This is a genomic window from Mesorhizobium sp. WSM4308, from assembly GCF_002294905.1.
In the GTDB taxonomy this organism is placed as follows: Bacteria; Pseudomonadota; Alphaproteobacteria; order Rhizobiales; family Rhizobiaceae; genus Mesorhizobium.
Genome location: NZ_NSFW01000008.1, coordinates 222,806 through 246,765, shown reverse-complemented (window position 1 = coordinate 246,765; position 23,960 = coordinate 222,806). Strand labels below are relative to the sequence as shown.

Sequence of the window (23,960 nt, the reverse complement as noted above, 5' to 3'; positions counted from 1 at the left end):
GGCATAGCCGAGGCGACGATTTGACCGGGCGAAAGGTCGCTCTCCTACCTGATCGCCGTGGGAGCCAGGGCGCGCGAAAGGCTTGCCTCGCCCTTGCCGTAGACCGAGGCCCTGTAGTTGACCAGCGTGTCGGTACGAGCCGTGTTGAGCAGATCGTTGGTGATCTGGGTCGCCGTGGCCGTGGTGAACTTGCTGCCGATGATCGCCGCATATCCTGAAATGATCGGCGCGGCGAAGGAGGTGCCATAAAGGCCTGTCTTGCTTCCATCGACACCAACCACGAGGAAGTGGCTTTGCACCAGCGCATTGGAGCCGGCGGTATTCGAATACCAGGCAAGCTGGGCCTTGCTGGACGTCGTGCCGTTGGTGGACAGCGCGCCGACGAAGATCGCGGATGGTTTTCCGATCAGGGCAAGGTCGAGATAGTCCTGCTGGCCGTTCGTGACCCCGCCCACGGCGACCGAATCGTTGCCCGCGGCCTTCGAAACGACAGCCGTCCCCCTGGTGGCGTAGGAGATGATGGAGGCTTCCTCCGGGGCCCAGCCGATCTGGTTCGAGCTGTAGCCCGCCTTGGCGTACATGCCGTAGCTCAGATTGAGCACGTTCAGGCCGGGCGCAAGGCCGACGGCCGAACCGGTTGAGAAGTCTTTCGACCTGATGGTCGCCAAGGGCGCGATCATGCCGGCTTCCTCACGCGTCCATTCACCGTGGCGCTGGGTTTGAACCCCAACACCGAAATTGCCGGAGAACCGCGATGTGCTGGAGAAATCGTCGACGATCGTAATCGTGACGCCCTTGCCCTTGTATCCGGCGGCCCAAGCCGCGCCAACTTCGGGGCTCATCCACCGCTGTACTGCTTGCGTGCCCGCGACCGGGATCGTTGCGCTCACGCATGTGGACAGGCCGCCGCCGTGGCACAGCGCGGCCATCTCGTCCGCATTGACGGCCTCCTGTGCCGATGCCATCGGCGCCGACAGGATGGCGAGAGCCGTGGCGATGCCGAATTTGAAGCAACTCCCTGACATGCTGTTACTCCGTTCAAACAAGAACCAAGACGGGTGATCGCGAGTTTCGGGGCGAGATGATTTTCGATTACATCCTCCCGGCGATCAGAAAGTTACACGGTAATTCAGCCAGATGTGCTGGCTCTCCGGTTTAGCGTTAACCAGATATTTCAAGGTTTCCTCAGGCGCCATCCGGCTGGCCGCGAGCCGGCAATTGACGCTGTAGGTGCCAAAATCGCCGTAGTCGGCTTCGCAGGACTTTTCGGTAAGCTTGCCGCCGATGGTCGTGGTGAGCGAAAGGGAAAGGGTGCTGTTCGGGTTCGGATGCATCTGGGTGAGGAACCCAAGCTTGAGGCTGGGCTCGATCCGATACTTCACGCCCTCTTCTCCGGTCCCAAAGCCCCAAAGGATGCCGGTATCCTCGGTGATCTGGGTGAGCAGGTCGACATGCATGTCGACCCAGTTTGCCCGGTACCATTGGTTGAACGAGACAAAGGTCCCGTTCTGCAGTTCGTAGCCGCCATTGCCAAGGCTCCTCGCGCGGTCGCTGAGCGGCGAGCCCTGATGTATGTCGACCAACGATGTCGTCATGTCCTGGGCGGCAGCCGGCGACGCCCCGATGAGCGCGCACAGCAGGAGCGCCATCGTGCGGAACCTCACTCTACTGCCGGACTTTTCGCGCATGCGCGAAACACCTCGCCCACCTGATTCCGGATCAGCGCCTGGTGGCGACGGGCTCCTCTGGCAGCCCACTGTGGCCGGATTATCCTTGGGACGGTGGCACGGGTTCGGTTACCGCGTGGTTTATTTTAGCTGATGCAAATGTGATTTTTTGACCCCGTAGGGTCCGGCTCCGAGGCGCCCGCGGCGGCGCCCCGATCTCGAAGCGCCAACGCGGCTGGTTGCTAACGCTGGCGAAAGCAGGCCGGCCAAAGCCTAGGCGGCGTCGCGGGCTTTTTCAATGCGCGAGCGGATCGCCTCGATCATGGTTTCGCGGATGGTCGTCTCGCCATGCGTCTCGCGCATATGCTCGACGGCACGGCGCATCACTTCGGCTTCCTCGTCGGCACGGGTGTGCCACTCACAGCCGGGAACAAGCGAGCCGCAGTGGAATTGCTTCATCGGATTTCTCCTTTTCCTCCAGGGAGCCTGTCGAGGCTCCGCGACTTTTTTAGCCCACGGTCCATTCCCGGACGTGGGCGGGGCGAGAGCTATAACACGGGAGGAGCGGTCTGGTTGCATCAAAGCATCGTGCACCGCCCGCCCCGTCTCCTCGACTTGACGCGATTCCAGAATGGAATTGCTCCGGCTGATCCTACGGCCAGCGCACCTCCGGCGGCAGGCTCGACAGGATCGAGGCGACATTGCCGCCGGTCTTCAGACCGAAGATGGTGCCGCGATCGTGAAGCAGGTTGAACTCGACATAGCGGCCGCGGCGGATGAGCTGTTCGTCGCGGTCGCCGTCCGTCCAGTTCTCGTTGAAATTGGCGCGCACGAGGTGGCCGTAGACGACGAGGAAGGAGCGTCCGACGTCCTGGACGAAGTTGAAGTCGGCGTTCCAACCGCCTCTGTCCTCGCCAGAATGCAGCCAGTCGAAGAAAATGCCGCCAACGCCGCGCGGCTCGTTGCGGTGGGGCAGGAAGAAATACTCGTCGCACCAGGCCTTGAATTTCGGGTGGTCGGCGACGGCGGCGTTCTTTTCGCAGGCGAACTGCATGGCGCGGTGGAAGGCGACAGTGTCGGGGTCGTCCTGGGTACGGCGGCGGTCGAGCACCGGCGTCAGATCGGCGCCGCCGCCGAACCATTGCCTCGAGGTGACGACCATGCGCGTGTTCATGTGCACGGCCGGAACGTTGGGATTCCAGGGGTGCGCGATCAGCGAGATGCCGGAGGCCCAGAAGCGCGGGTCTTCCTCGGCGCCGGGCATTTGCTTCCTGAATTCGGGCGAGAACTCGCCGTAGACGGTCGAGGTGTGGACGCCGACCTTCTCGAAGACGCGGCCATGCATCATCGACATGGTGCCGCCGCCACCCTTGCCCTGGTCACGCTCCCACGGCGTCTTTTCGAAACGGCCCGGCGACCATGAGGCGAGGGGGCCCTGGAGATCCTGCTCGATCTGCTCGAAAGCGCCGCAAATGCGTTCGCGCAGCGCCTCGAACCACAGGCGCGCCTTCATCTTCTTCTCTTCAATGTCGGCGGGCAGGCCAGCGGGTATTTCAGGTCGTTCCAAAGTGCCGTCTCCGGTTGCGGGGTGGCCCGCCCCTACAAATGACTCGTCTTTTGCCGGCGCGATCCCTAATCTCTTAGGGGACAGGGTCAAGTCACTTTGCTTTTGCGCATGATCCTTTCGGGGGCATGTGCCAGGTGCAGGGAGTTGTTTCGTGCGCACCCCGGCAAGACCGCCGCTGGATGGCCTGAAGAAAAGGCTCGATCAGAGCCGGACCGAGCGCGCACGCATGCCGCGCGACGGCTTTCTGCGCGAGACCTTCGTCCTGCCGCGCTCCGATGCGCGGCTCAAGGCCAAGGAATGGTTCGAGCGCTTTCCCAAGCAAGCCTACTGGACGGAGATCGAAAGCTGGTTCGAGCGGCCGGGGGATTTGATCGAGTTCACCATCAGGCGGCTGCCGGCGGCCGATTAGGGTCCGACCAACAGCCTCCGCGCGCCCGCTCCCTCATTTGCCAGCCGGTCCCCCTTGTTCCTGAGCGGGCATTTGTCGATCGACATGCAGCCGCAGCCGATGCAGTCGCTCAGCCCGTCGCGCAGTTTCTTCAACTGGGCGATCTTGTGGTCGAGCGCGTCGCGCCATGCGGTCGACAGCAGTCCCCAGTCGTCGCGCGTCGGCGTGCGGCTTTCGGGCAGCGACGCAAGGGCTTCGCCGATTTCGGCGAGCGAGATGCCGACCTCCTGCGCGACCTTGATGATTGCCACCCGCCGCAGCACGTCGCGGCCGTAACGGCGCTGGTTGCCTGACGTGCGGTGGCTGCGGATCAGCCCGCGCGTCTCATAAAAGTGCAGTGCCGACACCGCTACGCCGCTGCGCATGGCCACCTGGCCGACCGTCAATTCCGATGCTGGAGCCATTTCCGATTTTCGCTTGACCTCAAGTTAAGTTGAGCTTGTAGCGAAGAAATGCTGATTGGGCAAATGACAGGAGAAGGCGATGTGCGCCTGGGTGAGAATGACCGGAGAAACCGCTGTCGTCGGCGACGGCAAGGCTGTCGATGGGCCGCCGATCCTATCCGAGCTGCCGGACGGCCTCGCCCGCCACCATGGCGACGGACAGCGCGACATTGATGCTGCGCGCGATGCCCTGCATGGGGATAGTCAGTCGCGCATCCGCCGCCTGATGGACAGGATCCGGCACGCCCGCGGATTCGCGGCCGAACAGAAGGATGTCGCCGTCCGCAAAGCTGAAGCTGGTGTAGGGTGTCGCAGCTTTGGTCGACAGAAGCACCAACCGGCGCCCGTCCTTGTTGCGCCAGTCCTCGAAGGCGTTCCAGTCGACATGCCGGGTGAGGGCAGCCATTTCGAGGTAGTCCATGCCGGCACGCTTGAGCGCCTTGTCGGACAGCGGAAAGCCGGCCGGCTCGATGATGTCGACGCCAAGGCCGAGGCAAGCGGCGAAGCGCAGGATTGTCCCGGTGTTGCCGGCAATATCCGGCTGGTAGAGCGCGATGCGGAGACGACGGTTCATTTCCGCATCCTTCTAATAAGTGGCAGATCGGCCACAGGAGCTTTCCGGTTTTGGAAATTCCTGGACCTGCGGGTGGCCATTTTCTGCGAAGTCGGGTATGTCAGTCGCATTGTCAACCCGAACCGATGGAGGGGACACTCATGATGACCATGCACATCCAGCGCCCCTCTCGTGGGCTTGTACGCCTGCCGGCGGCTTCGGTACGACGATTCACCTGACACTCTAAGACTTGATCGCACCGATTCCCGCCGAGACGATTTTTCGGCTCTTGAAGGAATCCTGCGATGTTTTTCAAAAAGTCAAAAGGGCTGAACGCCCCAGCTGAACATGTCCAGACCGACTCGTTCAGTCGTGTCCGGACCGACACTTGTCGTGTCCAGACCGATGCCGAGCCTCGGTTGCGGACCGAGGCAATCCGTGCCTCCGGCCGAATGCCGGCGGACGATGTTGCTTGGCCTTTTCATCTTTATTTTCATACGGAGGACGGACCGATGTTCGATCCCTACAGAATACCGGGCTCGAGGAGCCTGCATATCCACCGACTGCCGACCTGGGCGCTGTTGATCGGCGAGACCTATTCGTCCGCGGTCCATGCCGAAGTCCGGCGCCGGCCGCACCGCGGCATGCTGCCGGATGTCGATTTCTCGCACGCTGTTCCGGACCCCAGCAGACCTTCGCTGGTGCGCCGGATCATCCGGCTGATCCGGCCGGGTGCGAAAATCAGGCTTGTCGACACCGCGCCGTCAGGATCGGCAAACGAGCCTGTCGGCGAAAAGCCCGCGAACCCCTATATTGGACGAAGCGGGGCCGACGGTCCGGACGATTCCGGACCGTCGGCCCTCGGCGCCACACGGTCCGAGGACTTCGTACGTTCACGCGCCGCGTAAGCGGAAAACAGACTTTCACAGGCATGACCTATGTTGTTGTTTAGCTGGTTTGAAAGAAGGCTCGATCCGTTCCCCGCTGCGGAACCGGTCGAGCCGCCCAAGACACTGGTAGCCTTCTGCCTGCATTATACGCGCGGCGCCTGGCCCTATATCCTTGTCGACGCGGTGCTGGTGGCGGCCATCGCCATCGCGGAAGTCTGGATGTTCGGCTTCCTTGGCCGCATCGTCGACTGGCTGTCGGGCCAGAATCGCGAAACCTTCCTGCAGACGGAAGGCTGGAAGCTCGCCGGAATGGCCTTCATCGTGCTGTTCGCACTGCCGGGCACGGTATGGGTGCATTCGCTGCTCAACCAGCAGACGCTGATGGGCAACTATCCCATGCGCATCCGTTGGCAGGTGCACCGCTACCTGCTCAACCAGTCGATGAGCTTCTACCAGGACGAGTTCGCCGGCCGCATCGCCACCAAGCTGATGCAGACCGCGCTCGCCGTGCGCGAATGCGTCATCAAGGTGATCGACGTGCTCAACTACGTCATCGTCTATTTCCTCGGCATGCTGTTGATCGTCGGCTCCGCCGACTGGCGGCTGGCCGCGCCCCTGGCGGTCTGGCTGGTCGGCTACGTGCTGTTGCTGCGCTACTTCATTCCCCGGCTGGGCAAGGTCGGCGAGGAGCAGGCCAATGCGCGCTCGGTCATGACCGGCCGCGTCGTCGACAGCTACTCCAACATCCAGACGGTCAAGCTGTTCAGTCATGCCAAGCGCGAGGCGACCTTCGCCAGGGAAGGCATGATGGGCTTCCTCGACACGGTCTACCGGTCGATGCGGCTGGTGACGGTGCTTTTCGGCACACTTTACATCCTGAACGCCCTGCTGCTGTTCTCGGTCACCGCCATCTCGCTGTGGCTGTGGATGGGACAAGTGGTGACGATCGGCGCGGTCGCCGTGGTCATCGGCCTGGTGCTGCGGATGTGGGGCATGTCGCAGTGGATCATGTGGGAGATGTCGGGCCTGTTCGAGAACATCGGCACCGTGCAGGACGGCATCGCCTCGATCTCGCTGCCGCGCCTTGTCGAGGACAGGCCGGATGCGAAGGCGATCGCCGTTTCCAGGGGCGAGATCCGCTTCGAGGATATCCGCTTCCACTATGGCAAGCAGAAAGGCGTGATCGAAAACCTGTCGTTGACGGTGAAGCCGGGCGAGAAGGTCGGCATTGTCGGCCGCTCGGGCGCCGGCAAGTCGACGCTGGTCAACCTGCTGTTGCGCTTCTACGATCTGGAAAGCGGCAAGATCCTGATCGACGGCCAGGAGATCGCCGGCGTGAAGCAGGATTCGCTGCGCGCCCAGATCGGCATGGTCACGCAGGACACCTCGCTGCTGCACCGTTCGGTGCGCGAGAACATCCTCTACGGCCGGCCCGATGCTTCGGACGAGATGCTTGTCGAGGCGGCGCGGCGGGCCGAGGCGCTGGACTTCATTGGCGGGCTCGCGGATCACAAGGGCCGCAAGGGGTTCGACGCCTATGTCGGTGACCGCGGCGTCAAATTGTCCGGCGGCCAGCGGCAACGCATCGCCATTGCTCGCGTTATGCTGAAGGATGCGCCTATACTTATCCTTGACGAGGCGACATCGGCGCTGGATTCCGAGGCGGAAGCGGCCATCCAGGAGAACCTCTACAAGCTCATGCAGGGCAAGACCGTCATCGCCATCGCCCATCGGCTGTCGACAATCGCGGCGATGGACAGGCTTGTGGTGATGGATCAAGGCCGTGTCATCGAGGAAGGTTCGCACGAGGAACTGGTCGCCAAGGGCGGGCTCTACGCGCAGCTGTGGCAGCGCCAGTCGGGCGGGTTCCTGCTCGAGGACATACCGGCCGATGTCGCCAATGACGTGATCGCGAAAGGGCAAGCCGCAGAATGATGGCCGCCGCATGATGACAGCCATCTATCGCTGGTTCGAGAACTGGGTCTATCCGTTCAGGGAGCCGGCGAATCTTCGGCCGCCGTCGAGTGTCGGCGGCTTTCTGTGGCACTATGTCGGCCAGGCGAAGTTCGCCTTCTTCGCCATGCTGGTCATCGGCGGCATCGCGCCGCTGGTCGAGGCCGGCCTGTTCTACTTCGTCGGGCGGCTGGTCGACATACTCGACCAGCTTCCCGGCGGGCGCAGCTGGCACGCGCTGTGGGCCGCCGCCGGCCCCGAGCTGGTGTTCATGATCGCGGTGGTGCTGGTCATCCGCACCATCGTCGTCGGCCTGTCGGCGCTGGTCGATGAGCAGACGATCACGCCCGGCTTCTACAATCTGGTGCGCTGGCAGGCGCACCGGCATGTGTCGCGCCAGTCCTACGCCTTCTTCCAGAACGATTTCGCCGGCCGCATCGCGACGAAAGTCTGGCAGGCGGGGCAAGCGACCGGCGACCTGATGGAGAGCTTCATCGAGGTCATCTGGTTCATGGTCGTCTACACGGTGACGACGCTGGCGCTGGTCGCCGGACTGGATCTCCGACTGGCGGCGCTGGTGGTGATCTGGATTTCCGCCTTCGGCTGGCTGGCGAAACTTTATCTGCCGGCGATCCGCAAGCATGCCGAGGCGACAGCCGAGGCCGGCTCGATGATCAATGGCCGCATCGTCGATTCCTATTCCAACGTGCAGACGCTGAAACTGTTCTCGGCCGACGGCGACGACCGCTATATCAAGAACGGCTTCGACATCTATCTCGACGCGCTGCGCCCCTTTACCCGCCGGTTGACCGGCGTGCGTATGGCGCTGACGACACTGTCGGGCGTCATGATCACGACGATCGGTTGCTTTGCCGTCTATCTCTGGGTCGAAGGCTCGATCACCGTCGGCGCGGTCGCCTTCACGCTGTCGCTGGTGCTGCGGCTCAACATGCTGCTCGGCCGGGTGATGATGCAGCTCAACGGCATATTGCGGAATCTCGGTGTGCTGGAGAATTCCAAGGCGCTGATCTCGCAGCCGCTGGGGCTTGTCGACGCGCCCGATGCCAGGGAGCTTGTCGTTGCCGGCGGACGCATCGACGTGAAGGGGGTCGAGTTCCACTATGGCAAGGGGTTCGGCGTGCTGAACGGCATCGACCTTGTCGTCAAGCCCGGCGAAAAGGTCGGGCTGGTCGGGCCATCGGGTGCCGGCAAGACTACGCTCGCCAACCTGATCCTGCGGCTCTACGACCTGGAAGGCGGGTCGATCACTGTCGATGGCCAGAACGTCGCCAAAGTCACGCAGAATTCGCTGCGCGCCAATATCGGCGTCGTCAGCCAGGATACGGCGCTCTTCCACCGTTCACTGCGTGACAACATCAAGCTCGGCATGCCGGATGCAACCGACGCCGAGGTGATCGCGGCGGCCAAGAAGGCCGAGGCGCATGACTTCATCCTCGGCCTGCGCGACAACCGGGACCGCGCCGGCTACGAGGCCTATGTCGGCGAGCGCGGCGTCAAACTGTCGGGCGGCCAGCGCCAGCGCGTGGCGATTGCCCGCGTCTTTCTGAAGGACGCGCCGATCCTGATCCTCGACGAGGCGACCTCGGCGCTCGATTCCGACATCGAGGCGGCGATCCAGGAGAATCTCGCCCGGCTGATGGAGAACAAGACGGTCATCGCCATCGCCCACCGGCTGTCGACCATCGCCGCGCTCGACCGGCTGGTGGTGCTCGACGGCGGCCGCATCGTCGAGCAAGGCACGCATGATGAACTGGTGGCACTCGGCGGGCTCTATGCGCGGCTGTGGAGGCGGCAGTCCGGCGGCTTCCTCTCTCACGAGGACAGCGTGCTCGAAGAGACGCGGCCGGCGGAGTAGGCGCATGGGCGGGACGCCGGAAGTCGGTTATGTGCTCAAGCGGCTCCGGCCGACCACGCCGGCCTTCGACAGGCTGAAGGATGAGAGCCGGCTGGAAGGCTACTGGATGCTGGTGCGCCTGGCGGATGGCTGGGCAAGTGGCCGCAACAAGTTCCTCAAGCGGGGCGAGGCGTTGTTCGGGGCGTGGCATGGCGCCGAACTTGCCGGTGTATGCGGGCTGAACATCGATCCCTATGCCGGGGGCAGGGACCAGGGCCGGGTCCGGCACCTGTTCGTCAGCGCGCCTCACCGCCGCGCCGGCCTCGGCCGCATGCTGGTCGAGACCGTCATCGATCGGGCACGCCGCCATTTCACCGCGTTGAACACCCGCGCGCCGCGGGACGCCTTCGGCTTCTATGAAAGGCTTGGCTTTCGGCGCGTGGAAGGCGAAGAATTCGTCACCCACCGCATGCTTTTGGGGAAGGGGAACTGAAATGTCCTTGCGTCCGCCGTCCCGTCTTGCCGGCTCTTCGGCCGCTGAAGCGGCCTTCGACGCGCTTGGCCACGAAGTCCTGGCCGAAAAGGCGGCCGCGCTCGGCCGCGCCGGCCAAAAGGTCGAGGAAACGCTGGCCATGTTGCGCGACAATGCCGATGAGGAGTTGCGCCCCAAGCTTCTCAAGCAGGCCGCCGAGGCGGTGCACGGCTATTTCATCCAGCGCGAGCTGTGCGGCTTGCGCAAGCACGATGGCGTCATCCGCGAATACGACATCCCCAGGGCCGTGCTGGTCAGGCTCGGCGCCCGCTAGGCTCGGCGCTTGCAGCGCTGATTTCCCTATGGAATCGCGCCAGGCGGATGGCGAGCGCTTCGGGGTTCTCGTCGGCGACGAAGTGCCCGCTGTCGGCTATGACGTCGCCGATGACATTCGAGAGCCCGGCAGCCCGCAGGCCATCGACATAGTCGCCGATCTCGCCGGGCTCGGCCGCACCCCTGAGATACAGCACCGGAACCGCGATCGGCGTGGCGGGCCGCGCGGCATTGGCCTTGGCATCCTCGGGGAAGGCGCGATACCAGGCGAAACCGGCCTGGAGGCTTTCGGGCCGGGAATAGGCCTTTGCGTAGATTTCCCTGGCATCGTCGGGGATCGCGGCCCGATCCTGCGAAAGCACATTGAAGAAGAAGTCGAAATAGGCGCTCTGATGGCCGCTCACCAGCGTTTCCGGCAAGGCCGGAACGGCATGGAATGCAAAGTGCCAGATCTGCGGATTGCGAATGACCTTCTCCCACGGCGCCACGCCTGGAATGACGACATCCATGATCACCGCGCCGCTGAGAATGTCCGGATGGTCGCGCAACAGGGCAAATACGATCTGGCCGCCGACATCATGGCCGGCGACCACGAGGTGCCGCAGCTCGCAAGCCTCGGCGACGCCTCTCATCAGCCTTGCCAGGGTCCGCTTGTCGCCAGCCCGGGGCATGCCTTGTGAGCCGCCGATGCAGGGCAGATCGGGGGCGACGACCCGGTAGTCGGCTGCCAGCCGGCCGATCACCCGTTCGAACGCGTAGGAGCTTTGCGGCCATCCGTGCAGCAGGAGGAATGCCGGCGCTTCGGCCGGACCCGCCTCGCGGATGGCAATGCTCAGCCCTTCGATTTCGACGGTCGAGACTTGCATGTCCTGATCCTGCCGACTGCCTCTGCCATAGATCTAGGCGGCAATCGGGAATTCGACAGGGCCTTGAACCGTCACTCGAGCCACTTTGTGATGAACGTGCCGTTCTCGTGAATGTCGGTCGTTTCCAGCGGGCCCGGACCGAGATTGGTGAATTTGTGCGGCGTGTGGGGTGGCACGATGACGATCTGGCCGGCGGAAGCCTCGATTTCCTTGTCGCCCACGGTAAACAGCCCGGTGCCCTGGCGGATGATGAAGATCTCCGCATAAGGGTGGGAATGCAGCCGTGGGCCGCCGCCGACATCGGGCAGGTAGTTGAAAATCAGGCAGGAGCTGGAGCCGTAGGCGCCGCCTTGCAACTCGCCCTTCCAATGGTCGGAGCGAACTGCCCATTCGTCGCGGTCTATGACGTGCGCCATGCGATGGAGGATAGATCACACCGGCGCCCCGTGTCGAGGCAAGCTTGAGCCTTGGATTTTGCTGATATTTCCCGGTTGTTTAGCAGCCTTTTGCGGCCCTTTGCCGTTCCACCGGACAATAGGGGATTTTGTCCCCGCGACAATCTGCCCTTGTGCCTTGAGCCGTCTGGACAAAAACGGGCTTCACGCATAAACCGAAGTCCAAATGCCGGAGGAATTCGCTAGCCTGTTCGCCATGCGCTGTCGGGTTGGCGTGATTGAGCGGGGAACAAGGCTCGGCCACCGGCGCGGAAGAGGCGAAAGGATCAGGCACCCGTGAGCGCAACCGACATCCACGATCCCAATCGTCGAGATTTTCTTTATGTCGCCACGGGCATGGCTGCCGTGGTCGGAGCCGGCGCCGTCGCCTGGCCTTTCATCGACCAGATGCGCCCCGATGCCTCGACGCTGGCGCTCGCCTCGGTGGAAGTCGATGTCGCCTCGCTGACGCCTGGCATGTCGCTGATCGTCAAGTGGCGCGGCAAGCCGGTCGTGGTGCGCAACCGCACCGAAAAGGAAATGAAGGACGGCGAGGCCGTCAACCTCTCGGATCTCAAGGATCCGATCGCCCGCAACGCCAATCTGCCGGCCGATGCGCCGGCGACCGACGCCAACCGCACCACGCCCGGCAAGGAAGCCTGGATGGTGATGGTTCAGGTCTGCACGCATCTGGGCTGCATCCCGCTCGGCCAGGAAGGCGATTTCGGCGGCTGGTTCTGCCCGTGCCATGGTTCGCAATACGACACCGCCGGCCGCATCCGCAAAGGCCCGGCACCGGAAAACATGGCTGTGCCGGTATTCAAATTCATTTCCGATACCAAGATCCTTATCGGTTGAGGCAGGGGATATTTCGATGAGCGAGGGACACTCGACCTATACGCCCAAAACCGGTCTCGGACGCTGGTTCGACGCCCGCATGCCGCTGCCCCGGCTGGTCTATGACAGCTTCGTCGCCTATCCGGTGCCGCGCAACCTCAACTATGCCTGGACCTTCGGCGGCATCCTGTCGATCATGCTGGCGGCGCAGATCCTGACCGGCATCGTGCTGGCCATGCACTACACGGCCGACACCAATCTCGCCTTCGGCTCCGTCGAAAAGATCATGCGCGACGTCAATTCCGGCTGGCTGTTGCGCTACCTGCATGCCAACGGCGCCTCGTTCTTCTTCGTCGCCGTCTACATCCATATCTTCCGTGGCCTCTATTACGGCTCCTACAAGGCGCCGCGCGAGCTGCTGTGGATCCTGGGCTGCATCATCTATCTGCTGATGATGGCGACCGGCTTCATGGGCTATGTGCTGCCATGGGGGCAGATGAGCTTCTGGGGCGCCACCGTCATCACCGGCTTCTTCAGCGCCATTCCGCTGGTCGGCGACTGGATCCAGCAGCTGCTGCTCGGCGGCTTTGCCGTCGACAATCCGACGCTGAACCGCTTCTTCGCGCTGCACTACCTCTTGCCGTTCATGATTGCCGGCGTTGTCGTGCTGCACGTCTGGGCACTGCATGTGGTGGGCCAGTCGAACCCGACCGGCATCGAGGTCAAGTCGAAGACCGATACCGTGGCCTTCACGCCCTACGCGACCATCAAGGACGCATTCGGCATGATCGTGTTCCTGTTCGTCTTCGCCTATTTCGTCTTCTACCTGCCGAACTATCTCGGCCATCCTGACAATTACACGGTCGCCAACCCGCTGAAGACCCCGGCCCATATCGTTCCGGAATGGTACTTCCTGCCGTTCTACGCGATCCTGCGCGCCATCACTTTCAACATCGGGCCGATCAATTCCAAGCTCGGCGGCGTGCTGTGCATGTTCGGCGCCATCGTCATGCTGTTCCTGGTGCCCTGGCTCGACACTTCCAAGGTGCGCTCGGCGGTCTACCGGCCCTGGTACAAGCTGTTCTTCTGGCTGTTCGTGGCCGATGCCATCCTGCTCGGCTGGCTGGGCTCGCAGCCGGCGGAAGGCAGCTATGTCTTCATGGCGCAGATGGCGACGCTTTTCTACTTCGCCTTCTTCCTGGTCGCGCTGCCGGTGCTTGGCCTGATCGAGACGCCGCGCAGGCTGCCGAACTCGATCACCGAGGCGGTGCTCGAAAAGAACAAGGGTGGCAGCGGGCATCCGGCGGGCGCCACGGCCGCGCCAGAGACCAAGGGCTGAGCGGTAGAGAATCTAAGGGGATTTGGCATGAAAAAGATTCTCACCTCGCTGGCGCTGGTCGGCCTTGTGGCCGCCGGCACCGCAGCGTTCGCGGCCGAAGAGGCGCACAACGCCGCGGCACCCACGCATTTCCCGATCGACGAGCCGAAGGAAATGAGCTGGAGCTTCACCGGCCCGTTCGGCACCTATGACAAGGCGCAGCTGCAGCGCGGCCTGAAGGTCTACAAGGAAGTCTGCTCGGCCTGCCATTCGATGAACCTGGTGGCGTTCCGCACGCTGTCGGACCTCGGCTACAACGAAGCCCAGGTCAAGACGCTGGCCGCCGGATACACCATCCATGACGGCCCCAACGACGCCGGCGACATGTTCGACCGTCCCGGCAAGCCGTCCGACCATTTCCCGGCGCCGTTCGCCAATGAGGAAGCCGCGGCTGCCTCCAATGGTGGCGCTGCCCCGCCCGACATGTCGCTGCTGGCCAAGGCGCGCGGCGTCGAGCGCGGCTTTCCGCAGTTCGTCTTCGATATCTTCACCCAGTATGACGCGGGCGGCCCCGACTATATCCATTCGCTGCTGACCGGCTACGACCAGACGCCGCCGGCCGGAATGGTCATTCCCGAGGGCACGCACTACAACCCGTACTTCATGTCCGGCGTGTCGCTGAAGATGCCCAAGCCGCTCTCCGACGGCCAGGTGACCTATGATGACGGTTCGCCGCAGACAGTCGACCAGTATGCCCGCGACGTATCGGCCTTCCTGACGTGGGCCGCCGAGCCGCACATGGAAGACCGCAAGAAGATGGGCTTCCGCGTGCTGGTGTTCCTGCTGCTCTTCGGCGCGCTGGTCTACCTGACCAAGCGCAAGGTGTGGGAAGGCGTGGCCCACTAAGCCGGCGTAGCCAACGACCAAGAAAGGCGCCGAAAGGCGCCTTTTTTGCATGTCCGGCGACAGGCTGTGTCACATGACCGTCACCGCCAACAGCGATCCTGCGCCATTCGCACAAAAGGATCGCACCCATGAAGAAATACGCATCGCTGACAGCCGGTCTGCTGTTGCTGGTTATCGGCTCTGCCGCCCGGGCCGAAGACGCAAAACCCTTCGTCACGTACAAGGACATCGACCTGACGATGATCCTGCCGCCGCCACCGGCAAACGATTCGGCGCAGACCAAGGCCGAACTCGGCGAGGTGCTGACGCTGCAGGTGACACGCACGCCCGAGATGGTGGCCAGCGCCGTTGCCGACTCCGAGGAGAATGTCTGGCGCTTTGCCAATGTGATGGGGCCGAATTTCAACAAGGACAAGCTGCCGAAATTCAGCGCCTTCTTCGATCGCGTGGTCGAGACCGAAGGCGCTGTCGTCGATCCGGCCAAGGATGTCTGGAAGCGCCCGCGTCCGCATCAGCTCAGCGACCTCGTCAAGCCTGTGGTCAAGTTGTCGAGCTCCGGCTCCTGGCCATCCGGCCACGCCACCGTCGGAACCATGATGGGCATCATCCTGGCCGACATGGTTCCGGAGAAGCGCGCCGAGATCATGGCGCGGGCGGCTGAATACGCCCACAACCGTGAGGTTGGCGGTATCCACTATGCGTCCGACGTCGAGATGGGCAGGATTTCCGGCAGCGTCATTGCCGCTGTCCTGCTCAACCGGGACGACTTCAAGGCCGAATACGAAGTGGCCAGGGCAGAGCTTCGTTCCGATCTCGGCATGTAAATTCCGTCAGCAGTCGGCTTCGACGCGAGGGGCGCCCCAGGCGCCCCTTTTCTGTTCACGGCCATGCTCGGCGCGAGTTCCGCAATTAGCCCGTTGGCAGGGCTGCATTGGATTGATATTCGAGGCATAGAAGGGCGGCGAATGCTGGCCTGCCATGGGCCTGGGAATCGATGATGCGGCTTCGTGACTGTCATAACTTTTCCGATTTCCGCCGCATGGCGCAGCGAAGGCTGCCCGGGCCGATCTTCGACTACATCGATGGCGCGGCCGACGACGAGGTCACCTATCGCCGCAACACCGAAAGCTTCGAGACCTGCGACCTCGTTCCCAACGTGCTGCGCGGGGTGAGCGAGATCGACATGTCGGTGACGGTGATGGGGCAGAAGCTGGCGATGCCGTTCTATTGCTCGCCGACCGCCCTGCAGCGGTTGTTCCATCATCAGGGCGAGCGCGCGGTGGCCAAGGCCGCCGCCAAATACGGCACCATGTTCGGTGTCTCTTCGCTTGGCACGGTCAGCCTCGAGGAGGCGCGCGGGATCAGTGCCAGTCCGCAGGTCTACCAGTTCTACTTCCACCGGGATCGCGGCCTCAACCGGGCGATGATGCAGCGGGCGAAGCAAGTTGGCGTCGAGGTGATGATGCTGACCGTCGACAGCATCACCGGGGGAAACCGCGAGCGCGACAAGCGCACCGGCTTTGCCATTCCCTTCAAGCTCAACCTCGCGGGGATGGCGGAGTTCGCGCTCAAGCCGGCCTGGGCGATCAATTATTTCACCCATGAGGGGTTCAAGCTGCCGCAGCTCGACGAACATGTCGACATGGGCGGCGGCACGATGTCGATCAGCCGCTATTTCACCGAAATGCTCGACCCGTCGATGACCTGGGACGATGTCGCCGAGATGGTCAGGCAGTGGTCGGGCCCGTTCTGCCTCAAGGGCGTCATGTCGGTCGAGGACGCCAAACGCGCCGTCGAGATCGGCTGCAGCGGCATTGTGCTTTCCAATCATGGCGGCCGGCAGCTGGACGGCTCGCGGGCGGCATTCGACCAGTTGGCCGAGATCGTCGATGCCGTCGGCGACCGGATCGACGTCATCATGGATGGCGGCGTAGAGCGCGGCACGCATGTGCTGAAGGCGCTGTCGCTCGGCGCCAAGGCCGTCGGCATCGGCCGTTACTATCTGTTTCCGCTGGCGGCGGCCGGCCAGCTGGGTGTCGAACGGGCGCTTGAACAGATGCGGGTCGAGATCGAACGCGGCATGAAGCTGATGGGCTGCAGTTCGATCGGACAATTGTCGCGCGAGAACCTGCGCTTCCGGTGACCAGCAGAGGATCGGCGCGGACGGTCACTGCGCCTGGCCAGGCCAATCCTTTGCCGGACGCGCTTGTCTCGGCCGCCACATCGCGCTAGCCGTTGTCGCTCGCGTCGGGCTACGATCAGCCTCCCGCGCGTTCCAAACCTGTCAGCTGGATCATCCGGAGCCGCCTCATGAAACCTTCGCTCGAAGACACGCTGCTGGCGGCGATCCGCACCATCCCGGATTATCCCAAGCCCGGCATCCTGTTTCGCGACATCACCACGCTGCTTGGCAATGCGCGCGCTTTCCGCCGCGCCATCGACGAACTGGTGCATCCCTATGCCGGCCAGAAGGTCGACAAGATCGCCGGCATCGAGGCACGCGGCTTCATCCTGGGCGGGGCCGTCGCCCACCAGCTTTCGGCCGGCTTCGTGCCGATCCGCAAGAAGGGCAAGCTGCCTTTCGAGACGGTGCGCGTCGCCTACAGCCTGGAATACGGGCTGGACGAAATGGAAATGCACAAGGACGGCATTTCCCCAGGCGAAAAGGTGATCCTGGTCGACGACCTGATCGCCACCGGCGGCACGGCGGAAGCGGCGGTCAAGCTGCTGCGCCAGATCGGCGCCGATATTCTTGCCGCCTGCTTCGTCATCGACCTGCCCGATCTCGGCGGCCGCGCCAAGCTCGAGGCGCTTGGCGTGCCGGTAAGGACGCTGATCGGGTTCGAGGGACATTGAGAGGCGGTTCTTCCTTCTCCCCTTGTGGGAGAAGGTGTCGCCGAAGGCGACGGATGAGGGGTGTTCCAGGGAACGCCAACGCCTCACTCCGCTGGAACACCCCTCAACCGTCTCGGCGCTGCGCGCCGATCCACCTTCTCCCACAAGGGGAGAAGGAAGGGGCGTTGCGGCTACTCTACCTTCACCAGCACGGCGCTTTCAAACTCCAGCACCTTGTCGCCGGTCGAATCGAAACCTTCCGCGCGCAGCGACAGCATTCGCCAGCCGGGGCGCGAGGCGATGGCGCGATGGGACAGCGCGGTGCGGCTGAAGGTGACGGTCTCGCCGGCATGGACCGGCTTCAGCCACTTCAGGTTCTTGAAGCCGGGCGAGGGGCCGAATTCCGGGGCCGGGCCGGGGCCCTTCCAACTGGCCCCCTCGGCATCCATGCTCGCTTCGAGGTTGAGCTTCATCCAGGTGGCGGCGGTGTGCCAGCCGGAGGCGCAAAGCCCGCCGAGCACGCTCTTCCTGGCGGCCGCCTCGTCGATATGGAAGATCTGCGGGTCGTATTTGCGGGCGAACGCCTTGATCGCCTCGGGCTCGAATGTGTGCGAGCCCAGCGTCATCGTGGTGCCGATGCGGAAGAATTCATCCAGGGTCATGCCTGACACCCCGCGGCATCGCGCGTCAGGAACATGACGGAATTCTCAAGCTCGAAGACGCTTTCGCCGCGCTGGTTGACCAGTTCGCTGCGCATGGTGATGAAGCCGAGTTGCGGCTTCGATCGCGACAGGCGTTTGGCCAGGACAACCAAATTGCCTCTGAGCGTATCGCCAGCCAGGACCGGCTTCTTCCATTTGACCTGGTCGACGCCGGGCGCGCCCTGGCAGGTGGAGTCCAAAAGGAAGGCATCGCACAGCATGCGCATGAACATGGCGCAGGTGTGCCAGCCCGAGGCCGAGAGGCCGCCGAGGATGCTGGCCTTGCCGGCTTCCTCGTCGAGATGCATCGGCTGGGCATCGAATTCACTGGCGAACTCGATGATCTCGGCCGCGCTCACCTGTTTCGTGCCGAGGTCGAACGAGGCGCCCTCGACGAAATCCTCATAGGCCCATGTCTTTGCGCTCATGTCGGCAATCCGGTCAAATCCCAAGGATCGGGCAACCCGGATGCAGGCCGGCAGCGATTTGGTCAAGTCCTTTCTGGTGAGCCAGCCTGAGGCAGCCGGCGCCGGCGGCAGCGGTCAGAGCCAGCCGCGGCGGCGGAAATACCAGAAGGGCAGGATCGCCGACAGGATCATCATGCCGATGGCGAAGGGATAGCCAAACTCCCATTTCAGCTCGGGAATGACGTCGAAGTTCATGCCGTAGATCGAGGCGACCAGTGTCGGCGGCAGGAAGATGACGGCGGCGACCGAGAAGATCTTGATGATGGCGTTCTGCTCGATCGAGATCATGCCGAGCGTGGCGTCGAGCAGGAAGGAGATCTTCTGCGACAGGAAGGTGGCGTGGTCGGCGAGCGACAGCACATCGCGCGACAAGGTCTTGATGCGGGCGCGGACATCCTTGCTCATCTTGGTCTGGGTCGCGACATGGGCGAGGAAGCCGGCAAGGCGCTGCAGCGAGATCAGGCTGTCGCGCACGGACGAGGCGATATCTTCCTTGCGGCCGATGGCTTTCAGCAGTTCCTGGAAGTCGCGGTTGCGCTTCGACACCTTGGTCGAGCGCGCTTGGAAAATGTCGCGCGAAATCGTCTCGATATCGCGGCCGGCGCGTTCGAGGATGTCGGCCAGACGGTCGACGATCGCTTCCAGGAGGCCGATCAGGATGGTGTCGCCGCTGGTGCAGCCGGTCGCCACCTTCTCGGCGCGCAGCGGGAAGGTCTTGAAGGCCTTGGGTTCATGATAGCGAATAGTGATCAGCCTGTTGCCGGCGAGCGCGAAGGTGACGGGCGACATCAGGGGATCGTCGACCTCGGTCTGGGCAGGCAAAGTGGCGGTCATGAAGTAGGCGCCATCCTCTATGTAGAGGCGGCTGGAAATCTCGATCTCCTCCATCTCCTCGCGGGTAGGGACGGCGACGCCGAGCCAGTTCTCGATGGTGGCCTCTTCTTCCTTGGTCGGACTGATCAGGTCGGCCCAGACGACCCTGTCGCCATCGGCCAGCAGGTCGTCGACGACGCGCAGGCGATCATTGTCCACGACAAATGCCTTGATCATCGCCAGATCTCCCCTGCGAAGGTTCGTTCGGATTGCGCGTCGTGTCGGATTGCACGGCTCTTCGTCGCGTGCGCGACCGTGTGCCAGCCGCTTAGACCCGTGCCATGACAAAATCAAGACAAGCGTCGGGAGCCGGGCCGGGATCGCCGCTCATAAGAACTCGTCGAGCAGCCGATACCAGGAAAGCTTCGCCGGCTCGGTTTCCGGCGGCCCGTACCGTTCGATAAAAGGCTCTATCCAGCCCGAGCCGAGATTGTAGCGGATGCTCCGGCAGGCGAGCACCAGATCCTGGTGGCGACCCGCCAGGCGTCAGGTATTGAACTTGAACAGCATGATGTCGCCGTCCTGGACGACATATTCCTTGCCTTCGTCTCGCGCCTTGCCGGCTTCCTTGGCCGCCACTTCGCCGCCCAGCGTGACGAAGTCGTTATAGGCGATGGTCTGGGCGCGGATGAAGCCGCGTTCGAAGTCGGTGTGGATGACGCCGGCGGCCTGCGGGGCCTTGTCGCCCTTGTGGATGGTCCAGGCGCGCGTCTCCTTCGGCCCGACGGTGAAATAGGTGATGAGATGCAAAAGCTCATAACCGGCGCGGATGACCTTGTTGAGGCCCGGCTCGTCGAGGCCGAGCGAGGACAGGAATTCCATCTCTTCCTCGTCGGAGAGCTGGGCGACTTCGGCCTCGATCGCGGCCGAGATCACCACCGTGCCGGCACCCTGCGCGGCAGCCATCTTTTCCACGGCCCTGGTGTGCTCGTTGCCGGTCGCGGCATCGGCCTCCGCGACATTGCAGACATAGAGCACGGGGTGCGAGGTCAGCAGGTTCAGGCCCTGCAGGATGCGCAAATCTTCCGCCGAGATGCCCTTGAGCAATATACGGGTCGGCTTGCCGGCCTGCAGCAGCTCGAGCGCCGCCTCCATCATCGGCAGCACGGTCGTTGCTTCCTTGTCCTTGCTGCCGGCGCGCTTACGGATCTGGACGATGCGGCGCTCGAGGCTGTCCAGGTCGGCGAGCATCAGCTCGGTCTCGACCGTCTCGGCGTCGGCGACAGGGTCGATGCGGCCCTCGACATGGGTGATGTCGTCATCCTCGAAGCAGCGCAGCACATGCACGATGGCGTCGACCTCGCGGATGTTGGCGAGGAACTGGTTGCCCAGCCCTTCGCCCTTCGAGGCGCCGCGCACCAAGCCGGCAATGTCGACGAAGGAGATGCGGGTCGGGATGATCTCCTTGGACTTGCCGATGGCCGCGATCTTCTGCAGGCGCGGGTCGGGCACCGCCACCTCGCCGGTGTTCGGTTCGATGGTGCAGAACGGATAGTTGGCGGCCTGCGCCGCCGCCGTCCTGGTCAGCGCGTTGAAGAGCGTCGACTTGCCGACGTTGGGCAAGCCAACGATGCCGCATTTGAAACCCATTTTTGTCCAGTCCTATCGGGAAAAGCGAAATTTGATGAGGGCTATGGGCGATAGGGGTGATCAACGTCAAGCCCTGTAAGGCCGCATGCGTGCGCGCTCAGTCCTTGTTGCCGAAGAGTTTCTTCAGCATGGCGGCCATCGGGCCGGATTCCGGCAGTTTGGCGGGCGCCTGCTGCGGGCGTGCCTGGCGGATGTGGCTCTGTTGCTTGGGGGCTTGCTTCGACGCGGGCTTATCGAGTTCCAGAACCGTCTTGCCCTGGACGGCCAGGGCGGCCTTGTTCATGAAGCCGGATTCGTCGCCCTTGACGATCATGGCGGCGTTGTCGGCGATCGCCTCGAGCAAGGGATCGAGCCATTCGCGGTCGGCCTTGGCGAAATCGCCGAGCACATGGTGCTGGACCATTTCCTTGACGCCGGGATGGCCGACGCCGATGCGCACGCGACGATAGGCGTTGCCGACATGGCCGTCGATCGAGCGGATGCCGTTGTGGCCGCCGGCGCCGCCGCCGGTCTTGATGCGCAGCTTGCCTTCGGAAAGGTCGATCTCGTCATAGAAGACAGTGAGCGTGGAAAGCTCGAGCTTGTAGAAGCGCAGCGCCTCGCCGACCGACTGGCCGGACAGGTTCATGAAGGTCTGCGGCTTGATTAGGATGATCTTTTCGCCGGCAATCGTGCCCTCGGCGATCAGGCCCTGGAATTTCTTCGACCAGGGCGAAAAGGAATGGCGGCGGGCAATCGCGTCCGCCGCCATGAAGCCGACATTGTGCCGGTTATCTGCGTATTTCGCGCCCGGATTGCCGAGGCCTGCAAAGACAAGCATCGTCTGCTCCGGGCGGGAAAGAGTTACTTCTCTTCGGCGACAGGTGCCGCTTCAGGTGCAGCCACCTCGGCCGTCTCTTCCACCTCCGGCTTCATCGCCGACGAACCGGCAATGGTCGCGATGGTGAAGTCGCGGTCGGAGATGACCGGCTTGACGCCGGCCGGCAGCTTGACCGCCGAGATGTGAATCGAGTCGCCGATGTTGGTGCCGGTGAGATCGATGGTGATGAATTCCGGGATGGCATTGGCCGGGCAGTGGAACTCGACTTCGTGACGCACGATGTTGAGCACGCCGCCGCGCTTGATGCCGGGAGACTTGTCCTCATTGATGAAGTGGACAGGCACGTCGACATTGACTTCGGTGTCCTTGCCGATGCGCAGGAAGTCGACATGGACAGGGAAATCCTTGACCGGGTCGAGCTGGAAGTCCTTGGGCAGGACCTGGATCTTCTTGCCGTCGACATCGATCGTGGCGACCGTGGTCAGGAACCCGCCGCCGTGGATCTTGTAGTAGATGTCCTTGTAGGTGAGAGCGATCGCCAGGGGAGGCTGCTTGTCACCATAGATTACTGCAGGCACTTTACCGTTGCGGCGAACTGCACGGGCGGACCCCTTACCGACCTGTTCGCGCGCTTCGGCCTTGAGCTCGTAAGTATCGTGGCTCATGGCTTTTCCTTTCGCGTGTTATGGAGCGTTTGCGGAGGGCAGATTGCCCAAGCCGAAAACGTCGAAAGCCGCCAGACCTCGATGTCCGAATGAGGGCGCCCGCTTTGAGACGGAGCTTTGTTCGGGATCACAAGGGAAGGCAGCCTTCCGCCGCGTTGCCTCCAAGGGTGTCTACGCGGGTGGCGGCTCTATAGCGGAAGGTGGCGAGAGGCGCAAGCGGTCCGGCTGGAAGGCATGAAGGGCAGATCGAGGACCGATCTTCGTCTGACAGTCCGCCAGCATTTGCCATGTCTGCGGTGGGCAACCAGCGATGGCAGTCATCTTTGCCGCGGCATATGTTTAGACAACCAGCGGCGAAGCTTTTGGATCAAAGTGCGTTTGACTCGCGCTCGGGAGCTGATTTGCACGCGCCAGTCCGGAATATCAATCTCGGATTCCGAACTCGCCGCACGGACCTTTTGCGCCAACCATGTCATGTCAACGAGCGCGCATCCATTGGCCAGCAACCGGTTGGTGAGCATCAGCTCATTGAGAATAGCCCGCGCCTTGCTTTCGAAAAACGGCAGCGTTTCAGGTGTGAGATCGAACCTTGAATGCCAGATTACCTCTTCGCCGTCGCCGTCGCCGGTGAGCCAATGCAGCAAAAACTGCTGATATGCTTGCGAGATCGGTGCGTCTTCACGGAAGGGCTGTCGAGGGTTGCCGCTAAAAATCGGCGCGTCCCTGCTGACGCTTACCAGGGATCCCAGGCTGCTGAGTTGCCGCGGGGTCATCAGGATGAACGAGCTGCGGAGCCAAGCCTGCGAACCGATTCCGAAAATCGAGAAGGCCTCGCGGCGGGAATCAATGCAACCCAGCGCTCCCTGCAAACCAAGCAACGACCGCAACGAGCCACCATCAATCAATTTGAGATGGTCAGATGCCGATGCCGCGAAAGCCGAAGTGGCCAAGTGGACCAGATCATAGTGATGAAGTTTGGCGCCGGTATGATCGATGCCGCGGTCCCACGCGGAGAATTCCCAATCTTCGTTCGACGCGCCGATCAGCTCGACGCCGCGGCCCAAATCAGAGCCATGACCGACCGGCAGCGAATTGTCGATCACGAGCATGCGATGCGCAACGTCCGGCATCTGGCGGGCGAACATAGCTCGCAAGTCCTGCCACGCGGTCGGATACTTCTCGGTCCCGTGACGCACCAGAAGGGTCAAAACACGAAGCGGCTGGGCGTGCATGGCGAATCCAGAAAAAGCGCAGAGAACGCAAGCAAGTCTTGGGAATTTCTCCACTGCCGCAGGTCATGACGAAGCCATTTATCCTGGGGCTGCTGACACCCATTCATCTCATCTTCGCCGCGGCATTCCCTACAGCAGAATCGAGAGCCCTATAGCAGAATCGAGAGCCTGTGGGTCAATTCCCCGTAACGCCTCATGCTCGAAATTTCGTTTCGTGCCAGCCTGGGCACGAGAG

At 63.0% G+C, this 23,960-nt stretch carries 27 protein-coding genes; 12 read left to right on the top strand and 15 right to left on the bottom strand.

Features of this window, described 5'->3' with window-relative positions:
- Positions 1 to 44: 44 nt before the first annotated feature.
- The 4 genes from CK227_RS17110 to hemF form a co-directional block, all read right to left on the bottom strand.
- On the bottom strand, positions 45 to 1,025 hold the full coding sequence (locus CK227_RS17110; RefSeq protein ID WP_095773512.1) for a S8 family serine peptidase: 981 nt from the start codon (positions 1,023 to 1,025) through the stop codon (positions 45 to 47).
- 84 nt (positions 1,026 to 1,109) lie between these two features.
- Positions 1,110 to 1,688: a hypothetical protein gene (locus tag CK227_RS17105; RefSeq protein ID WP_095773513.1), complete on the bottom strand. Its 579-nt coding sequence runs from the start codon at positions 1,686 to 1,688 to the stop codon at positions 1,110 to 1,112.
- Positions 1,689 to 1,940: 252 nt separating this feature from the next.
- Positions 1,941 to 2,126, bottom strand: coding sequence for a DUF1059 domain-containing protein (locus CK227_RS17100; protein WP_095773514.1), 186 nt, complete (start codon positions 2,124 to 2,126; stop codon positions 1,941 to 1,943).
- Between the two features lie 193 nt (positions 2,127 to 2,319).
- On the bottom strand, positions 2,320 to 3,234 hold the full coding sequence (gene hemF / locus CK227_RS17095; protein ID WP_095773515.1) for an oxygen-dependent coproporphyrinogen oxidase: 915 nt from the start codon (positions 3,232 to 3,234) through the stop codon (positions 2,320 to 2,322).
- A gap of 151 nt (positions 3,235 to 3,385) precedes the next feature.
- Here hemF and CK227_RS17090 point away from each other — a divergent pair, with 151 nt between their 5' ends.
- A complete protein-coding gene (locus CK227_RS17090) occupies positions 3,386 to 3,643 on the top strand; it encodes a hypothetical protein (RefSeq protein WP_032933697.1) in 258 nt (85 codons plus the stop codon).
- Here the strand turns inward: CK227_RS17090 and soxR are convergent.
- Positions 3,640 to 4,086, bottom strand: a complete 447-nt coding sequence (gene soxR / locus CK227_RS17085) for a redox-sensitive transcriptional activator SoxR (protein WP_095773516.1) — start codon at positions 4,084 to 4,086, stop codon at positions 3,640 to 3,642. The genes CK227_RS17090 and soxR overlap by 4 nt on opposite strands.
- A 154-nt stretch (positions 4,087 to 4,240) precedes the next feature.
- Positions 4,241 to 4,699 (bottom strand): tRNA (cytidine(34)-2'-O)-methyltransferase, encoded by a 459-nt coding sequence (locus CK227_RS17080; RefSeq protein WP_095773517.1) that lies wholly within the window; start codon positions 4,697 to 4,699, stop codon positions 4,241 to 4,243.
- Between the two features lie 491 nt (positions 4,700 to 5,190).
- Between CK227_RS17080 and CK227_RS17075 the strand changes: the two genes are divergently transcribed.
- The 5 genes from CK227_RS17075 to CK227_RS17055 are packed head-to-tail and all read left to right on the top strand — an operon-like array spanning position 5,191 to position 10,182.
- On the top strand, positions 5,191 to 5,586 hold the full coding sequence (locus CK227_RS17075; RefSeq protein WP_095773712.1) for a hypothetical protein: 396 nt from the start codon (positions 5,191 to 5,193) through the stop codon (positions 5,584 to 5,586).
- A gap of 30 nt (positions 5,587 to 5,616) precedes the next feature.
- Positions 5,617 to 7,503, top strand: a complete 1,887-nt coding sequence (locus CK227_RS17070) for an ABC transporter ATP-binding protein (RefSeq protein WP_095773518.1) — start codon at positions 5,617 to 5,619, stop codon at positions 7,501 to 7,503.
- 10 nt (positions 7,504 to 7,513) lie between these two features.
- Positions 7,514 to 9,397 carry an ABC transporter ATP-binding protein gene (locus CK227_RS17065; protein ID WP_095773519.1) on the top strand — a complete coding sequence of 628 codons (1,884 nt, stop codon included), beginning with the start codon at positions 7,514 to 7,516 and terminating at the stop codon, positions 9,395 to 9,397.
- Positions 9,398 to 9,401: 4 nt separating this feature from the next.
- Complete coding sequence (locus CK227_RS17060) at positions 9,402 to 9,869, top strand: GNAT family N-acetyltransferase (protein WP_095773520.1); 468 nt, start codon at positions 9,402 to 9,404, stop codon at positions 9,867 to 9,869.
- A gap of 1 nt (position 9,870) precedes the next feature.
- A complete protein-coding gene (locus tag CK227_RS17055; RefSeq protein ID WP_095773521.1) occupies positions 9,871 to 10,182 on the top strand; it encodes a DUF6665 family protein in 312 nt (103 codons plus the stop codon).
- Here the strand turns inward: CK227_RS17055 and CK227_RS17050 are convergent.
- Together CK227_RS17050 and CK227_RS17045 are read right to left on the bottom strand one after the other, a co-directional pair.
- A complete protein-coding gene (locus tag CK227_RS17050) occupies positions 10,163 to 11,047 on the bottom strand; it encodes an alpha/beta hydrolase (protein WP_095773522.1) in 885 nt (294 codons plus the stop codon). The genes CK227_RS17055 and CK227_RS17050 overlap by 20 nt on opposite strands.
- A 71-nt stretch (positions 11,048 to 11,118) precedes the next feature.
- The gene (locus tag CK227_RS17045) at positions 11,119 to 11,463 is read right to left on the bottom strand and encodes a cupin domain-containing protein (RefSeq protein WP_095773523.1); all 345 of its coding nucleotides are present in this window, start codon (positions 11,461 to 11,463) and stop codon (positions 11,119 to 11,121) included.
- Between the two features lie 315 nt (positions 11,464 to 11,778).
- Between CK227_RS17045 and petA the strand changes: the two genes are divergently transcribed.
- The 6 genes from petA (at position 11,779) to CK227_RS17015 (ending at position 17,398) form a co-directional block, all read left to right on the top strand.
- Complete coding sequence (petA, locus tag CK227_RS17040; RefSeq protein ID WP_010911121.1) at positions 11,779 to 12,339, top strand: ubiquinol-cytochrome c reductase iron-sulfur subunit; 561 nt, start codon at positions 11,779 to 11,781, stop codon at positions 12,337 to 12,339.
- A gap of 16 nt (positions 12,340 to 12,355) precedes the next feature.
- Positions 12,356 to 13,657, top strand: a complete 1,302-nt coding sequence (locus CK227_RS17035) for a cytochrome b N-terminal domain-containing protein (RefSeq protein ID WP_095773524.1) — start codon at positions 12,356 to 12,358, stop codon at positions 13,655 to 13,657.
- A gap of 27 nt (positions 13,658 to 13,684) precedes the next feature.
- Positions 13,685 to 14,542: a cytochrome c1 gene (locus CK227_RS17030; protein WP_095773525.1), complete on the top strand. Its 858-nt coding sequence runs from the start codon at positions 13,685 to 13,687 to the stop codon at positions 14,540 to 14,542.
- Positions 14,543 to 14,670: 128 nt separating this feature from the next.
- Positions 14,671 to 15,366 (top strand): phosphatase PAP2 family protein, encoded by a 696-nt coding sequence (locus CK227_RS17025; RefSeq protein WP_095773526.1) that lies wholly within the window; start codon positions 14,671 to 14,673, stop codon positions 15,364 to 15,366.
- A 173-nt stretch (positions 15,367 to 15,539) separates the two neighbouring features.
- Complete coding sequence (locus CK227_RS17020; protein WP_179296461.1) at positions 15,540 to 16,685, top strand: alpha-hydroxy acid oxidase; 1,146 nt, start codon at positions 15,540 to 15,542, stop codon at positions 16,683 to 16,685.
- Between the two features lie 167 nt (positions 16,686 to 16,852).
- Positions 16,853 to 17,398, top strand: coding sequence for an adenine phosphoribosyltransferase (locus CK227_RS17015; RefSeq protein WP_027047299.1), 546 nt, complete (start codon positions 16,853 to 16,855; stop codon positions 17,396 to 17,398).
- Positions 17,399 to 17,568: 170 nt separating this feature from the next.
- Here CK227_RS17015 and CK227_RS17010 read toward each other — a convergent pair whose 3' ends face one another.
- The 7 genes from CK227_RS17010 to CK227_RS16975 all read right to left on the bottom strand — a co-directional run bounded on the left by CK227_RS17010 (position 17,569) and on the right by CK227_RS16975 (position 23,725).
- Positions 17,569 to 18,039 (bottom strand): MaoC family dehydratase, encoded by a 471-nt coding sequence (locus CK227_RS17010; RefSeq protein WP_095773528.1) that lies wholly within the window; start codon positions 18,037 to 18,039, stop codon positions 17,569 to 17,571.
- Positions 18,036 to 18,506: a MaoC family dehydratase gene (locus CK227_RS17005; protein WP_095773529.1), complete on the bottom strand. Its 471-nt coding sequence runs from the start codon at positions 18,504 to 18,506 to the stop codon at positions 18,036 to 18,038. Before CK227_RS17005 ends, CK227_RS17010 begins: the two co-directional genes overlap by 4 nt.
- A gap of 114 nt (positions 18,507 to 18,620) precedes the next feature.
- Positions 18,621 to 19,595, bottom strand: coding sequence for a magnesium/cobalt transporter CorA (corA, locus tag CK227_RS17000; RefSeq protein ID WP_095773530.1), 975 nt, complete (start codon positions 19,593 to 19,595; stop codon positions 18,621 to 18,623).
- 309 nt (positions 19,596 to 19,904) lie between these two features.
- Positions 19,905 to 21,008, bottom strand: coding sequence for a redox-regulated ATPase YchF (gene ychF / locus CK227_RS16990; RefSeq protein WP_019860664.1), 1,104 nt, complete (start codon positions 21,006 to 21,008; stop codon positions 19,905 to 19,907).
- Positions 21,009 to 21,105: 97 nt separating this feature from the next.
- Positions 21,106 to 21,828, bottom strand: a complete 723-nt coding sequence (gene pth / locus CK227_RS16985) for an aminoacyl-tRNA hydrolase (RefSeq protein WP_095773531.1) — start codon at positions 21,826 to 21,828, stop codon at positions 21,106 to 21,108.
- Positions 21,829 to 21,851: 23 nt separating this feature from the next.
- Complete coding sequence (locus CK227_RS16980) at positions 21,852 to 22,493, bottom strand: 50S ribosomal protein L25/general stress protein Ctc (protein WP_095773532.1); 642 nt, start codon at positions 22,491 to 22,493, stop codon at positions 21,852 to 21,854.
- Positions 22,494 to 22,810: 317 nt separating this feature from the next.
- On the bottom strand, positions 22,811 to 23,725 hold the full coding sequence (locus tag CK227_RS16975; RefSeq protein WP_095773533.1) for a hypothetical protein: 915 nt from the start codon (positions 23,723 to 23,725) through the stop codon (positions 22,811 to 22,813).
- Positions 23,726 to 23,960: the final 235 nt, after the last annotated feature.

What these genes read in the sequence shown, in the direction of transcription:
- CK227_RS17080 (WP_095773517.1), bottom strand. Translation starts at nt 4,699, where the DNA reads ATGAACCGTCGTCTCCGCATCGCGCTCTACCAGCCGGATATTGCCGGC.
- corA (WP_095773530.1), bottom strand. Translation starts at nt 19,595, where the DNA reads ATGATCAAGGCATTTGTCGTGGACAATGATCGCCTGCGCGTCGTCGAC.
- CK227_RS17070 (WP_095773518.1), top strand. Translation starts at nt 5,617, where the DNA reads ATGTTGTTGTTTAGCTGGTTTGAAAGAAGGCTCGATCCGTTCCCCGCT.
- soxR (WP_095773516.1), bottom strand. Translation starts at nt 4,086, where the DNA reads ATGGCTCCAGCATCGGAATTGACGGTCGGCCAGGTGGCCATGCGCAGC.
- CK227_RS17025 (WP_095773526.1), top strand. Translation starts at nt 14,671, where the DNA reads ATGAAGAAATACGCATCGCTGACAGCCGGTCTGCTGTTGCTGGTTATC.
- CK227_RS17065 (WP_095773519.1), top strand. Translation starts at nt 7,514, where the DNA reads ATGATGACAGCCATCTATCGCTGGTTCGAGAACTGGGTCTATCCGTTC.
- CK227_RS17100 (WP_095773514.1), bottom strand. Translation starts at nt 2,126, where the DNA reads ATGAAGCAATTCCACTGCGGCTCGCTTGTTCCCGGCTGTGAGTGGCAC.
- CK227_RS16975 (WP_095773533.1), bottom strand. Translation starts at nt 23,725, where the DNA reads ATGCACGCCCAGCCGCTTCGTGTTTTGACCCTTCTGGTGCGTCACGGG.
- pth (WP_095773531.1), bottom strand. Translation starts at nt 21,828, where the DNA reads ATGCTTGTCTTTGCAGGCCTCGGCAATCCGGGCGCGAAATACGCAGAT.
- CK227_RS17020 (WP_179296461.1), top strand. Translation starts at nt 15,540, where the DNA reads ATGCGGCTTCGTGACTGTCATAACTTTTCCGATTTCCGCCGCATGGCG.
- CK227_RS16980 (WP_095773532.1), bottom strand. Translation starts at nt 22,493, where the DNA reads ATGAGCCACGATACTTACGAGCTCAAGGCCGAAGCGCGCGAACAGGTC.
- ychF (WP_019860664.1), bottom strand. Translation starts at nt 21,008, where the DNA reads ATGGGTTTCAAATGCGGCATCGTTGGCTTGCCCAACGTCGGCAAGTCG.
- CK227_RS17035 (WP_095773524.1), top strand. Translation starts at nt 12,356, where the DNA reads ATGAGCGAGGGACACTCGACCTATACGCCCAAAACCGGTCTCGGACGC.
- CK227_RS17015 (WP_027047299.1), top strand. Translation starts at nt 16,853, where the DNA reads ATGAAACCTTCGCTCGAAGACACGCTGCTGGCGGCGATCCGCACCATC.
- CK227_RS17105 (WP_095773513.1), bottom strand. Translation starts at nt 1,688, where the DNA reads ATGCGCGAAAAGTCCGGCAGTAGAGTGAGGTTCCGCACGATGGCGCTC.
- CK227_RS17050 (WP_095773522.1), bottom strand. Translation starts at nt 11,047, where the DNA reads ATGCAAGTCTCGACCGTCGAAATCGAAGGGCTGAGCATTGCCATCCGC.
- CK227_RS17045 (WP_095773523.1), bottom strand. Translation starts at nt 11,463, where the DNA reads ATGGCGCACGTCATAGACCGCGACGAATGGGCAGTTCGCTCCGACCAT.
- CK227_RS17110 (WP_095773512.1), bottom strand. Translation starts at nt 1,025, where the DNA reads ATGTCAGGGAGTTGCTTCAAATTCGGCATCGCCACGGCTCTCGCCATC.
- CK227_RS17055 (WP_095773521.1), top strand. Translation starts at nt 9,871, where the DNA reads ATGTCCTTGCGTCCGCCGTCCCGTCTTGCCGGCTCTTCGGCCGCTGAA.
- CK227_RS17030 (WP_095773525.1), top strand. Translation starts at nt 13,685, where the DNA reads ATGAAAAAGATTCTCACCTCGCTGGCGCTGGTCGGCCTTGTGGCCGCC.
- CK227_RS17005 (WP_095773529.1), bottom strand. Translation starts at nt 18,506, where the DNA reads ATGAGCGCAAAGACATGGGCCTATGAGGATTTCGTCGAGGGCGCCTCG.
- CK227_RS17060 (WP_095773520.1), top strand. Translation starts at nt 9,402, where the DNA reads ATGGGCGGGACGCCGGAAGTCGGTTATGTGCTCAAGCGGCTCCGGCCG.
- CK227_RS17075 (WP_095773712.1), top strand. Translation starts at nt 5,191, where the DNA reads ATGTTCGATCCCTACAGAATACCGGGCTCGAGGAGCCTGCATATCCAC.
- CK227_RS17010 (WP_095773528.1), bottom strand. Translation starts at nt 18,039, where the DNA reads ATGACCCTGGATGAATTCTTCCGCATCGGCACCACGATGACGCTGGGC.